Here is a 14614-nt window from a genome sequence, read left to right on the forward strand (position 1 = left end):
TCATTAGGGTTTAAGAAATTTTCTTAAGAAATTCGACCATGTTCGCGGGCGTTTTCTTGGGTATCAGGCCTGAATTGAATTAAAATGGCTGCCATCTCAGCCGATGCAACTTGAACTTATGGCGATTACCTTCCCATAAGCTCAGAACAGACTTGTGTCTTACCGGACGCAGCCCAAGTTCTTTGCACACAAAAATCACAAATTTTTTGGAGCTCTACCATGTCATCCGACACAGCAATGAAATCTGCTGGTCTGGTGGAAGCGTCTTCGCTTTCGTCTACCGCAGCATCTGAAACATCCCTCCCAGTCAGCCCGCAAAGTGCACCTGTTTTGGCACCCGTCACGCTTGACGACAAATATACATCGAATACCGGCACCATTTTCTTATCAGGCATTCAGGCATTAGTGCGCTTGCCGATGATACAAAGACAGCGCGACCTCGCTGCTGGCTTGAATACGGCCGGTTTCATCTCAGGATATCGCGGTTCACCGCTCGGTGGTTTGGATGAAACTTTGTGGAAAACCAAAAAACTCCTAGAACAAAATCACATCAAGTTCGTGCCTGGCGTCAATGAAGATCTCGCTGCCACGGCAGTTTGGGGCACGCAAACCGTCGATCTGATCGGACCCGCCAAATACGATGGCGTATTCGGTTTATGGTATGGCAAAGGCCCAGGCGTAGACCGCAGCGCGGACGTCTTCAAACACATGAACCACGCAGGCACCTCGAAACACGGTGGCGTGATCTTGGTGGCAGGTGATGATCATGGTGCTTACTCCTCAACCCTACCGCATCAGTCCGATCATATTTTTTCTGCTTGCATGATTCCGATGTTGTATCCAGCCAATGTGCAGGAATACTTAGACTTGGGTTTGCATGCATGGGCCATGTCGCGTTTCTCTGGCTGTGCCGTGGGCTTCAAAGCTTTAGCTGATACGGTGGAATCGACATCGTCTGTCGATGCTGATCCTTTCCGTTTGAAAATTACCATCCCCGAAGATTTTGTGATGCCAGAAGGCGGTCTCAATACCCGCTTGTCACTCGACACTTTAGGCATCCAAGCACGTAAGCAAGAAGCCTTGATGCAAGACTACAAAATCTATGCGGCCTTGGCGTATGCACGTGCGAATAAACTCAATCACATCACGATTGATAGCCCACACGCGAAGCTCGGTATCGTCGCTTCGGGCAAGTCTTATCTCGACGTATTAGAAGCATTTGAAAACCTCGGCATCGATGAACAAATGGCGGCAGACATCGGCATCCGCTTATACAAAGTGTCTATGCCTTGGCCATTGGAACCGGACGGCGTGCGCGAGTTTGCACAAGGTCTCGATGAGATTTTGGTGGTCGAAGAAAAACGCCAAATGGTCGAGTACCAACTCAAAGAACAACTCTACAACTGGCGCGACGATGTGCGTCCACGTGTGATTGGTAAGTTCGATGAAAAAGGCGAATGGGTTGCACCACGTGGTGAATGGTTGTTGACATCAAAAGCGGATTTCTCCGTGTCGCAAATCGCTCGCGTGATTACCCAACGTATTGCACGCTTCCACACTAGCGATCTGATCAAAGAACGCATGGCTTTCTTGGAAGCCAAAGACGAAGTCTTGACTAAACAAGTTAACACCCCAGCGCGACCAGCGTATTACTGCTCAGGTTGCCCGCACAATACCTCGACGAAAGTACCAGAAGGTAGTTTGGCCTTAGCAGGGATTGGTTGTCACGTAATGGCAACCGCGATTTATCCTGAGTTCAATAAGTTGACGACGCACATGGGCGGTGAGGGCGCACCATGGATCGGTCAAGCAGCATTCTCGACTTTGCCACATGTGTTCCAAAATCTGGGGGACGGTACTTACTTCCACTCCGGTTATTTGGCGATCCGCGCTGCGGTCGCGGCGAAGGTCAATATCACATACAAGATTTTGTATAACGATGCAGTCGCGATGACAGGTGGTCAGCCTGTTGATGGCACCATCAGCGTACAAATGATGGCACAACAAATGGCCGCCGAAGGTGTGAAACGCATTGCCTTGGTGACCGAAGATTTGAGCCGCTATGAAGACCGCAGTGGTTTGCCGGCACAAGTCACTTTGCATGACCGCAAAGATATGGATGCCGTACAGCGCGAACTACGTGACATCGAGGGTGCCACGGTCTTGATTTACGATCAAACCTGCGCGGCAGAAAAACGTCGTCGTCGCAAGAAAGGTCAATTCCCTGACCCGAATCAACGCATGTTCATCAACGAATCAGTGTGTGAAGGTTGTGGTGATTGCGGTGTGCAATCGAACTGTACTTCCATCATGCCGGTGGAAACGGAATTTGGTCGCAAGCGCGCAATCGACCAGTCGTCCTGCAATAAAGATTATTCTTGCGTCAAAGGCTTCTGCCCAAGCTTTGTGACTGTTGAAGGTGGTAAGTTAGTGAAGTCAAAAACGGGTGTAGCGAAAAACGATGACTTCGGCGATATTCCATTGCCGACTCTGCCAAGCTGCGATACGTCCTACAATATTTTATTGAACGGTATCGGCGGCACGGGTGTGATTACAGTCGGTGCTTTGCTCGGTATGGCAGCGCATCTGGAAGGTAAAGTCGCTTCTGTGTTGGATATGACAGGAATGTCGCAGAAGAATGGTTCGGTGACGTCGCATATTCGCGTGGTGGAAAAAGTCAGTAAATTGCGTGCGCAACGCATCCCAACGGGCGAAGCCGATTTGATTTTAGGCTGCGATATTTTGACAGCAGGCCAGCACGATGCGATCTCGAAAATGCGTGCGGGTCGTACACGTGCCGTGATCAATAGTCACGAACAGCCAACCGGTGCGTTTGCGAAGAACCCAGATTGGCAATTCCCTTTAGAGTCAACAGAGCGTTTGATTTCTGATTCCGTTGGTGGCAATGTCGATTTCGTCGATGCGACGAAGTTGGCGACGGCTTTGATGGGTGATTCGATTGCGACCAATTTGTTCATGCTGGGTTTCGCTTTCCAAAAAGGCGCGATTCCTTTGTCTGAAGCGGCTTTGTTGCGCGCCATTGAATTGAACGGCGTCGCTATCGATGCGAACAAAAAGGCCTTCTTGTGGGGCCGTCGTGCCGCCGTCGATTTGAAGCGTGTGGAGAACATCGCCTTCCCAGCCAAACCAGTCGTCGTGCAGATGCCCCAAAGTTTGGACAGTATCATCAAACGTCGCGTCGCCGAGCTGACTGCGTACCAAGATGCGGGATACGCCGCTCAATACCAAGAGCTCGTCAATGCCGTGCGCAGTGCTGAAGAAAAGCTAGCTAAAGGCAATCGCTTAAGCATGGCCGTGGCGAAATACGCTTACAAATTGATGGCCTACAAAGACGAGTACGAAGTCGCTCGTTTGTACACCAATGGCGAATTCAGTGAGAAATTGAAACAACAATTCGAAGGTGACTTCAGTATCAAGTTCAATTTGGCGCCACCGCTATTTGCCAAGAAAGACGCGCAAGGCCGCTTAGTCAAAGCGCAATATGGCTCATGGATGTGGCAAGCCTTCAAATTGCTCGCGAAATTCAAAGGCCTGCGTGGCACCAAGCTCGACATCTTCGGCTACACCGAAGAACGTCGCCAAGAACGTGCTTTGATTGCAGACTACCGAGATACCATGCTGTCTTTATTGAACAAACTCAATGCTGACAACCTCGATCAAATCGTCGCGATTGCGAGCTTGCCTGAGAAAATCCGCGGTTTCGGCCATGTGAAAGAAAAAGCCATGCAGGCTTATCATGTTGAGAAAGCGGCTTTGATGAGTGTGCCTAGCAAACAGCAGGTGGCTTGATTCTACATGTCACTCCTGCGAAGGCAGGAGTCCAGTGACTTTTGTTGTTGAGACTACGCCACTGGATTCCTGCCTACGCAGGAATGACGAATCACCTTAGAACCATCGCCAAAACCAACAAAAAACTGAAATTTCTAAGTGACGTGAACGTAAACGTAAATCGAAACGTCATATAATCGAAACATAGCGTAATTGCCATAAGCAGTTATCGAATGAACAAAAAGGAAAACAACATGACCGATCTATCCATCGCCGAGAAGTTAACCGAATACAAACCTAGCAATAAAGTCCGTTTTGTGACGGCAGCATCCTTGTTCGACGGCCACGATGCCTCGATTAATATCATGCGTCGTATTTTGATGGCGAATGGTGCCGAAGTGATTCACTTGGGCCACAACCGTTCGGTCGAAGAAATCGTCACAGCGGCTTTGCAAGAAGATGCGCAAGGTATCGCGATCTCGAGTTACCAAGGTGGGCACGTTGAGTATTTCAAATACATGATCGACCTCTTGAGAGAGCGTGGTGGTTCGCACATCAAAGTATTTGGTGGCGGTGGCGGCGTGATTGTGCCAGATGAAATCGCTGACTTGCATGCGTATGGCGTATCACGCATTTTTAGTCCTGAAGATGGTCAACGCATGGGCTTGGTCGGCATGATTTTGTCCATGATCCAGGCTTGTGATATTGATCTCTCGACCTACGCACCGAATGCTTTGGACGTATTGAAACAAGGCGATATCGCCGACAAACATCGCCCATTAGCGCAATTGATCACGGCACTCGAGAACGACAAAGTCGATCCAGCCCTGCGTGCTGAAATCCAAGAGACTGCGAAAGCGATCAAAACCCCCGCCTTTGGTATCACCGGTACCGGCGGTGCAGGTAAGTCTTCATTGACAGATGAATTGATTCGTCGTATTCGTTTGGACCAAGACGATGAATTGAACATCGCTTTGATCTCCATCGATCCATCGCGTCGTAAGTCGGGCGGTGCATTGCTCGGTGACCGTATTCGTATGAATGCGATCAATCCATGGAAAGGCAAGACACGCGTCTTCATGCGTTCTTTGGCAACACGCGAAGCTGGTTCGGAAATTTCTCCAGCCTTGCCTGATGTGATCGCGGCGTGCAAAGTTGCCGGCTTTGATTTGGTGATTGTCGAGACCTCTGGTATCGGCCAAGGTGATGCCGCCATCGTGCCGCATGTGGATTTGTCGATGTATGTGATGACGCCAGAATTTGGTGCCGCTTCCCAGTTAGAAAAAATCGACATGCTCGATTTCGCAGACTTTGTCGCCATTAATAAATTCGATCGTAAAGGTGCGCTCGACGCCCAACGCGATGTCGCCAAACAGTATCAACGTAATCGTGAGTTGTGGAGCAAGAAGCCGGACGAAATGCCTGTGTACGGCACACAAGCTTCGCGCTTCAATGATGATGGTGTAACGGCGCTATATCAAGGCATCTTGCCTGAATTGGTCGCACGAGGCTTGAAGGCGAAACCAAGTAAATTGGCAGCAGTCAGCACCAAAACGTCGAGCGCACAAAACGTGATCGTGCCACCAGCACGTACACGCTATTTGGCTGAGATTGCAGACACTGTTCGTAGCTACCACAAGCACACACACAAGCAAGTAAAGATTGCTCGCGAACGTCAACAATTGACAGCGACCAAGCAAATGCTGGCCGCTGTCGGTAAGTCTGCGGAATTGGATGACTTGATCGCAGAGCGCGAGAACCATCTCACAGCAGAATCGAAAAAACTCGTCACGATGTGGCCCGACATGCAGAAGGCTTACGCGGGTGATGAATACGTCGTCAAAATTCGTGACAAAGAAATTCGTACACGCCTCACGCAAAAATCCTTGTCTGGCACGACGATTCGTAAAGTCGCATTGCCACGCTTTGAAGATCATGGCGAAATTTTGCGCTGGCTAATGTTAGAAAACGTCCCTGGCTCCTTCCCATTTACGGCAGGTGTATTTGCTTTCAAACGCGAAGGCGAAGACCCAACGCGTATGTTTGCTGGTGAAGGTGATCCATATCGTACTAACCGTCGCTTCAAACTCGTATCCCAAGGCATGGATGCGAAACGCTTGTCGACCGCGTTTGACTCTGTGACTTTATATGGCGCAGACCCAGCAATTCGTCCAGACATCTACGGCAAGATCGGTAACTCCGGTGTCTCCGTCGCTACTTTGGAAGATATGAAAGTCCTCTACGATGGCTTTGATCTCTGCGATCCAGCGACTTCGGTGTCGATGACGATTAACGGCCCTGCACCAACGATCTTGGCATTCTTCATGAACACCGCGATTGATCAGCAAATGGATAAATTCCGTGCTGATAACAAGCGCGAACCGACCGCTGATGAAGCCGCAAAAATCCGCGCATGGGTTTTGATGAATGTGCGTGGCACAGTGCAAGCCGACATTTTGAAAGAAGACCAAGGTCAAAATACCTGTATCTTCTCGACGGAATTTTCACTCAAAGTGATGGGCGATATTCAAGAGTATTTCGTGCATCACCAAGTACGTAATTTCTACTCCGTGTCGATCTCCGGTTACCACATTGCCGAAGCCGGTGCGAATCCGATTTCGCAATTGGCATTCACCTTGTCGAACGGTTTCACTTTCGTTGAAGCCTACCTCGCACGCGGCATGCACATCGATGATTTCGCCGCCAACTTGTCCTTCTTCTTCAGCAACGGCATGGACCCAGAGTACACGGTCTTGGGTCGCGTTGCTCGTCGTATCTGGGCAGTCGCCATGCGCGATAAATACGGTGCGAATGATCGTAGCCAGAAGTTGAAATACCATATTCAAACTTCAGGTCGCAGCTTGCACGCGCAAGAAATCGACTTCAACGATATCCGTACGACATTGCAAGCTTTGATTGCGATCTACGACAACTGCAATAGCTTGCACACCAATGCTTACGACGAAGCGATCACCACACCGACCGACGAATCAGTCCGTCGCGCCTTGGCAATTCAATTGATCATCAACCGCGAATGGGGCTTGGCGAAAAACGAAAATCCAATTCAAGGTAGTTTCATCATCGAAGAATTGACCGACCTCGTCGAAGAAGCAGTCCTGCAAGAATTCGAACGCATCGCAGAACGTGGCGGCGTTTTAGGTGCGATGGAAACCGGCTACCAACGTGGCAAGATCCAAGAAGAATCCATGCACTACGAACACCTCAAGCACGACGGCACTTTGCCTATCATCGGCGTCAACACCTTCCGTAATCCAAAAGGTGGCGAAACGGTGCAGAAGATCGAATTGGCGCGCTCAACAGAGGAAGAAAAACAATCGCAACTCACGCGCTTGGCAGACTTTCACCAACGCCACGCCGACGTCGCACCACAAGCACTCGCCGCTCTACAACAAGCAGCGATCAACAACGAAAACGTGTTCGCAAAGTTGATGGATGCAGCACGGGTTTGCTCGCTTGGGCAGATTACGACGGCCTTGTTTGAGGTGGGTGGGCAGTATAGACGTAACATGTAAATAACAAGCTGTTAAATCCAATTGGCGGGCACATAGCGTTGTTGCTTTTCCTCGCAATACTCAAGTATTGCTGCGGGAAGCGCCTAGCTCTGTATCCCGCTAATTGAATTTTCCAGCATGTTATTGCGGATAACGAATATCGACATATTGATCGGACATTCGCTAAAGAAAGTCGATGCGTCTTGTAGGGCTTGTCAAACTAGCGCTGTAAATTTCCTAAATGACTTATCGTTCCGATTTTTATCTTTTAATTTCTCTTCTCAGCATCTATTATTGCACGCGGTTGAAGCGGTGGTTCATCCAGCGAGATCTCTTGTGGCTATCCTTAAAACTGATCCTGATGCCAGCGGACTTGCTATGTTCTCTCCGGAGATTTAGTTTTTTAGTTGGAGTAACAATGTGGATGATAAGACAGTGAAAACAACAAAATACCTGTAAGGGAAATAGATATGGACGTACGAGAAGTTATTACATTGTTTGTCATTTATGTCGCGATCTATTATTTTAATGCGAAAAGATTGTTGTCATGGATCAGAGATTTTGATAAGGAATATTCAGAAAGCTTAAGCTTTACAAATGGATTTGGTATGAAGGACTCAATGGCGGTAGGGAAAATTTTATTTGACAACAAGCTCCCAAAGCCGAATTATCCGGACCAAGTGAAGTTTAGATTTAAATTAACCCGACTTATGCTTTTTCTCTCTCCAGTTTTTGTTTTAGTCACGGTTGCTCTGAACGGATTTATTATTCACATTAGTTACTAAGTTTGCGCAACAAATTGGCTCTGATCTTGATATGTTGCGTTTGAAAAATGGAATAAATTTGCAATCCGCAAGATAGTAATCTTGCTGAAGAAACTCAATCTAAAATGTAACCTAATGCTCAAGTTGAAACCTCGTTTGAGGGCAAAGTAACATCAATGCTAAAAATGATTTAGTGCAAATGTGATAGTCACCTAGGGCGAATGCAACTCTCGCTGTAAATACACCTTAATAATTTATCGTTCTAACTTTTCCTTCTTTAATTTCCCTTATCGACAACCTGCAAATCCGGGCGACGCTGGTTGCCCCCGTCCTTCGAGTAATCGATGTTTTTGTCGTTTTGGGTTCGTGATAAGCTAGTGATTTCGAATTAATTACCAACATCTCGATGTCCCGCTATCGATTTATCGCTTGCATTACGTCGGGACCTGCCTGAAGGCGGCGCTGACTTTTCTACCCATTGGAGCATGATCAAATGGGAAATTCCCCAATCACCTTTCATCCCCATTTATCGCACGTCGGTCTTGCTTGGTTTTTTTTGCTATAGAAATGATTGCCATAAAAGATAATTGTTGAAATAATCTTGCGCGGTGATCTTTGAGCGATCGCCTTGTTGTTCAAATCATTTAAACAATTCTAAAACAAGGGGGGATTCATGCGGTTTTTTATGCTGATGCTGTTGGTCTGTGGTTTGAGTGCTTGTAAATCAATTGTGGTGAAAGATTTAGATTTAATTCGTCCAGATAATTTAACTGGATATAAAACCAAAGCGGTGTTTGATCAAGAAAAATTGCAAAAGATTTTGCCGTCTGCGCAGTTAAAGGATGAGCAAATTGTAGTCGCGCAAGCAGGTGTTGAGCCTGTAACGATCAAAGGGGTTCGTGCTGTTTTGCCAGAGGCAAAAACAACCGTCTTATATTTTGGCGGCAACCTCACGCATGTTGATGAGAATGCGCCGATTCTGGCCAAGTTGTCAGCAACGTGTCCTGCTAACTTTACCACTTTCGATTATCGTGGTTATGGTCGTACCAATGGGCAGCCTGATGCTTTGTTGTTGAAAGAAGATGCTCTGCGTATTTATGATTTTGTGCGAGCTTCTACTAGTGGAAAGTTGCTGGTGTATGGCTATTCTTTGGGTGGCTTTATGGCTAGTCATATCGCGGCGAATCGGTCGATTGATGGTCTTGTATTAGAGGGTAGTGCGACGACACCTGCGCAAGTAGTCGATGCACAAATTCCTTGGTACTTTAAGCCTTTCGTCAATGTGACGATTTCGGACAATCTAAAAACCATCGACAATCTGGCTGCGACCTCACAATACAAAGGTAAAATCTTGGTGATTACGGGCGGCAAAGATACGACAATGCCTGCCTATTTAGGGCAGCAGCTGTATGACAATTCACCAAGTCAAGAGAAGCAGTATGTCTTCGTTGAAAACGGTACACACAGCAATTTGACCAACGATGCGCGCGTCAAAGCGCAGTACTGCGAATTATTGAATAAGCTCAATTAAACTAGGAATCGCGGGCTGTTTTATGGCGCCAAGTGTGAGATTCAATTGGCGCTTTTTTATTTGTATCAGTTCTTTGAAAACTGCAGAAATGGCTTGGTATTGATTGCAGCTTCTTTTAGTTGGCTAGAATAGCGTATCGCTCTTGCATTCAATGATTTCTGCTGATCGCTATCGATTTGCAAGTAATAGACACCTTGATGAGTAACTAGCGCATAAACATTCGAATGTAGATGGTGGACAGGCCACTCATATTGCATCGCTTGAATTGTCCCGCTTCCTTGATTGATGTTTAGCTTGCCTGTGAACGGTGTATCTTGCCCGCCAAATTGCATCTCTCCCTGAATTGCGTAGTGACCATCAGCGACGCTAGGATTATGTTTTTTGTTTAAAAAAGCCTGCGCTAACATATGTGCGGTTTCTTCGATTGAACTGACCCACTCTAGATTGGTCATCACGGAAATGGCGAGATCTTCATTAGGAAAATAACTAATGACTGAGCGTGCGCCTTGAGTGACTCCAGCATGTTCATAGACCGGGCGACCATGGATGTCATAGCTCAAACGCCAGCCAATACCAACTTGGATCTTCTCGCCCGATTGCAAGGCTTGACTCGTGAACATAGTTCGCATCGTATCCGCACTGAGATAGCCATTTGAAAAAGCTCGAGTCATGTTTACCATATCGCTAGGTGTAGTTACCCATCCGGCAGACGCCCAAAAAGCACTGAGCTCACGCGGATTTTCTACGAGCACATTATTGTTGCCTGACTTTGCATAGATACGCGACATGTTCGGCATCGCCTTGTGTCGCAGCATCTCCGCTTCAGTGCGTTTTAGCCCCAAAGGGTTGAGTACAGATTGTTGGACATAACTTAAGTACGGTATTCCTGATGCGGCTTCCATCATTGCAGAGAGTAAGACAGTGCCATGTGAAGAGTAGTGGTACTTTGTTCCTGACGGTGCAATTTGTTGGTGATGGGCGAACACGCTTAATGCATCTTGCACGGTAGGATAGTAGCGATTTTCTGTTCGATCGCCCGTGATGTAGTGCGGAAATCCTGCAATATGTCCGGATAGTAAGCGGGCTGTAATTGGATATTCTTTTTGCGGAAATTGTGGAAGATAGCGTGCAATCGGCGCATCAATATCAATCAGCCCATCTTGCATCATTTTTGCTAATGCGGTCGCGGTAATGGCTTTTGATACGGATGCAGCGCGGAATTGGGTTTGTGGTGTAACAGGTTGACGCTTTTCGAGATCGGCAAAGCCAAAACCTTGCGCAAAAACGAGTTGATCTTTATGTCGAATGGCGACAGACAGGCCAGGAAGATTTGCAACTCTCAGTAAATCCTCAGCGATGGCGCGAACCTTTTGTGATTGATCGAAGTCACCACCAATCGCCTCTTGAGGCTCCGGCTTAATTTTTTCTAGTTCTTTGGAAAAAATCACACTAACGATTTTCCAATCATCCATCACCTTAATCAAGTGCCATAACTCTTTGCCCCAATTTCCTTTCTTTCCATTTACCCAAAAACTGTAATCGAAGGAAACCGATGCAACGTGACCATCTTCGACGATTTCGATGTTTTTGAAGTGCTCTTGCTTAGGACTATTTTGCATTACGGACTGAAACCATGTTTGATAGTCAGAACGCTGATAATTTGGCGCAAGCGGGTTTAACTTTAAGCGCTCTTTTTGTGTCGCATCTTTATTCACAGCAATCCAAGTCACAGGGCCATCAAGAAAAAGGGCATACATTTTTTCTTGATCTTTGGTTTCAATGTATTGCATGAACGATTGCAGCAGCGATTCAATCTTTTGTCGATCTGTCAGTGGCTGCGATGGCGTGTTGTGGCCTTGAACTGTTATCGCATTTGCGTTTGCGATAAAGTTTGTGATCATTGCAAACGCAATGATGCATTTAATTAGTTGTCTCATTTTTTTCTATTTCCTTTAAAGGGGAAAAGTGTGGCGCAACCCATTTTGGTAGTTGCGTTCGCGTTGAAATGCGAATTGAGATTCTAACTTTCTGCGGTACGAGAATATGTTTGTTGAATGTATGGAAATGTATCTTGATAATACGTATTGATACTTTAAGTTACCTATATGCTTTTGCAAAACAGGCGCTGGCTTTGTTGAGTTTTCCTTGACTTGCAATCGCACTCGGTAGCGCTCGTGAGCGTCCACGAGCCGATCATAGGCTCGCGGAGTTAGCTTTATTAATTTGAGTATAGAAGTCGCGGCATCATCCGCTAGATACCTTGTTGATGCCAGAATCCCGCTCCAATATGGGCTTAAACTAACTTCAAATCCACTTCAATATTGCCACGTGTCGCGTTTGAATAAGGGCAAACTTCGTGTGCTTTAGCGACAATGTTTTCAGCGACAGCGCGATCCAAACCAGGTAGTGCAACGCTTAAGCTGACTTTGAGTCCAAAGCCGCCCTTGCCATTGGGACCAATGCCGACTTCACCAGTGACGTTGGTATCTGCAGGTAGCGTTTGTTTTGCTGCAGCTGCGACAAACTTCATTGCACCAATGAAGCATGCTGAATAGCCTGCGGCAAATAATTGTTCTGGATTGGTACCTTCGCCGCCAGCACCGCCCAATTCTTTTGGTGTGCTTAAATTGACGTTGAGTTTGTGGTCATCGCTATGAGCGCGGCCATCGCGGCCACCGGTTGCTGTTGCGCGTGCTGTGTATAAAACTTGCATGATGAACTCCTTGATTTGTGGAAGCAATTCACAAATTGCATTGCTTCACTTCGATTAAATAAACACTGCTATCCGCTATCAAACTTTTTTTGTTTGAGAAGGATTGGAAAGGATAATAATGCACAATTAAATTGTGTGCAATTGAATTTTAAAAAATAATGTTAATCGGTCCGATAGTGAATATTGATGACACTATGTAGGAAGCGTGCAGTTTTCTATGAAGCTCCATGGGTAGCTCACTGTATGTTTCAATCTCTATACAAGTGTAGAAGCGAATTCAGTAGCCAGTAGAAAAGTGGCTGGTAATTACCTAGCTAGCGATCAGGCAATTGCTCTATGTGATCGTGAATCAAGGTGTGGTAGTGTTCAAACAAGCTGAATGCTCGAAGACTTTATTAATTTAACTTAGTATGTAATGCGTCTCTTAAGACCTGTAACTGTGAACGTAGTTCGGCCAATTGCGATGCGTCTTGTCCGCTTGCGCAAAGAATTTCACGCGGGATCTTTTCTGCTAATTTCTTCATGGCATTGCCGTTGGGTCTGAGTAGTATCCGCACTTGCCTTTCATCTTCTAGGTCGCGTTGTCTAGAGATTATGTCGGCAGCTTCCAAACGTTTGAGTAAGGGAGTGAGTGTTCCCGAATCGAGAAAAAGTTTTTCACCAATCTCTTTGACCAAGAGTCCATCCTGTTGCCACAGAACCAGCATCACAAGATACTGCGGATAAGTCAGGCCAAGTTCATCAAGCAATGGCTTATATGTTTTTGTCATTGCTAATGATGCCGAATACAAAGCAAAACAAAATTGCTTATCCAAGCTCAGAAAATCGGTGTTGGTAGAAGATTTTTTTTTCATCATAGTCTTTCAAGAGAGTCACATTATGATGAAGTGTGCCTCGATTATCAATCGACATTCCATGTATGCTGGGTTTCAGCATACGTTCAGAGTAATTTGATGCGAATTTTTCGAGTAGCGACGATTAGTACCGTTTGCAAGTTGAATGATTTGCAGGCATTCTTTCATTTCTATCTATATCAACAAACTATCTATAAGCGATCAACTGCCGATGGACTACTCATTAACAGCATCAATAAACTAAGATTAAAAACTAAGATCCCATCGAAATAATGCCGCAAGCTCATTGATGGCAAGCCAATTAAAAATATCAGGAGAAATCTCGCATGTCAGAAAAGTCGGTGTTCATCAATATTCTCGTGGCACTCACTGCTTTTACAGCAGGATGGTTTGCGCACCAAGAATTACGCCCGTTTATCTCTCCGCCAGACGAGGCCATGCCACTCAAAATCGCGACGCCCGGGCAACTAGCACAAACCTCGCGCGTGATTTTCACTGCGGATAAAACGGGCAATTATCGCGATCAGAAGATTCGCGTCGAGCAAGTGACGATGTTGCAGGAATTGCCCGATTCTGTGTTGATGGAAGTGAAGTATCACTATGACGGTGCGGTTCCAGCTAACGAGGTGAAGATGTTTGTTGGTATGGAGTCTAAGTATCTGTATTTGGGTAACGATACGATACATCCCGGCGACGGTGTGCTGCGTTTGGCGATAGGAATGATAGAGAGCGATATGAAGCAAGACCAAATACAAAACTTCAAAACCGAGCGTATGCATATCTCTTTCGAGCATTATCCACCGGGCTCGTATCAAGGTGTTTTGGCGACGACCAAAATTCCCTATAGCAAAGAATGGAAGTTACCTTAAATTGAAGGAGTTGCAATGCGTGTCTTGAGCGTATTTTTGATCTTGTTACTCGGTGCTGCTTATTTCTTATTTGATCAATGGCTAGCGCCCCAACTACGTGGCCCAATTCGTATAGGTGAATCCTTACTGTCGGTGCAAGAACAAAAGCTCGCGCTCGATAAGCAAGCTTTCTCTATTACCCATGCGAACATCGTTGAAGAGAACGATAAGCGCATCGTGGTTCAGTTTACTTATCAAGGCAAAAATCCTAGCTGGCATTTGAATGCTTGCGGTGATATTGCGGAAAATAATATGAACGGTCCTTGGGGCTGTGAACCGCGTGTACTACAAGTGGCTGACGACGGTAAAGTTGATATTAGTTTTGTGCTAGCAAACGGCGATGCGGTAAAAGGACGTAGCAGAGAATGTTCGGATACCGTGAGTGTTAGTGTTTACGGTCGAGATGGCTCAGTGTTTTATCGCCACAAATTTGCGCTAAAAAAAGTATGGCATCAGGAGCCAGGCATGTGGTCTTGGTATCGATATCGACATGAAGGGTGTCCAGTGCGCAGTGAAATGTAAGTGTCGATGTGCATAAAAAAA

8 protein-coding genes are annotated in these 14614 nt (G+C 46.5%); 5 read left to right on the top strand and 3 right to left on the bottom strand.

Annotation, left to right across the window (positions count from 1 at the left end; translation table 11 throughout):
- Positions 1 to 219: 219 nt before the first annotated feature.
- The 3 genes from IE103_RS08620 (at position 220) to IE103_RS08630 (ending at position 9596) form a co-directional block, all read left to right on the top strand.
- On the top strand, positions 220 to 3810 hold the full coding sequence (locus IE103_RS08620; RefSeq protein ID WP_189345694.1) for an indolepyruvate ferredoxin oxidoreductase family protein: 3591 nt from the start codon (positions 220 to 222) through the stop codon (positions 3808 to 3810).
- Between the two features lie 233 nt (positions 3811 to 4043).
- Complete coding sequence (icmF, locus tag IE103_RS08625; RefSeq protein WP_189345695.1) at positions 4044 to 7322, top strand: fused isobutyryl-CoA mutase/GTPase IcmF; 3279 nt, start codon at positions 4044 to 4046, stop codon at positions 7320 to 7322.
- Positions 7323 to 8738: 1416 nt separating this feature from the next.
- Entirely contained in the window at positions 8739 to 9596 is an 858-nt protein-coding gene (locus IE103_RS08630) for an alpha/beta hydrolase (RefSeq protein ID WP_189345696.1), read from the top strand.
- A 65-nt stretch (positions 9597 to 9661) separates the two neighbouring features.
- On the opposite strand, the gene IE103_RS08635 is transcribed toward IE103_RS08630, so the two are convergent.
- From IE103_RS08635 to IE103_RS08645, 3 genes are all read right to left on the bottom strand, one after another.
- Entirely contained in the window at positions 9662 to 11533 is a 1872-nt protein-coding gene (locus IE103_RS08635; protein WP_189345697.1) for a serine hydrolase, read from the bottom strand.
- Positions 11534 to 11889: 356 nt separating this feature from the next.
- Entirely contained in the window at positions 11890 to 12309 is a 420-nt protein-coding gene (locus tag IE103_RS08640) for an organic hydroperoxide resistance protein (protein WP_189345698.1), read from the bottom strand.
- Positions 12310 to 12704: 395 nt separating this feature from the next.
- Positions 12705 to 13166: a MarR family winged helix-turn-helix transcriptional regulator gene (locus IE103_RS08645; RefSeq protein WP_308426978.1), complete on the bottom strand. Its 462-nt coding sequence runs from the start codon at positions 13164 to 13166 to the stop codon at positions 12705 to 12707.
- A 323-nt stretch (positions 13167 to 13489) separates the two neighbouring features.
- Between IE103_RS08645 and IE103_RS08650 the strand changes: the two genes are divergently transcribed.
- Together IE103_RS08650 and IE103_RS08655 are read left to right on the top strand one after the other, a co-directional pair.
- Positions 13490 to 14032: a hypothetical protein gene (locus IE103_RS08650; protein WP_189345699.1), complete on the top strand. Its 543-nt coding sequence runs from the start codon at positions 13490 to 13492 to the stop codon at positions 14030 to 14032.
- A 15-nt stretch (positions 14033 to 14047) separates the two neighbouring features.
- The gene (locus tag IE103_RS08655) at positions 14048 to 14593 is read left to right on the top strand and encodes a hypothetical protein (protein ID WP_189345700.1); all 546 of its coding nucleotides are present in this window, start codon (positions 14048 to 14050) and stop codon (positions 14591 to 14593) included.
- The last annotated feature ends 21 nt before the right edge of the window (positions 14594 to 14614 follow it).

It is taken from the genome of Affinundibacterium macrobrachii, assembly GCF_014652415.1.
Classification (GTDB): Bacteria; Pseudomonadota; Gammaproteobacteria; order Burkholderiales; family Burkholderiaceae_D; genus Undibacterium; species Undibacterium macrobrachii.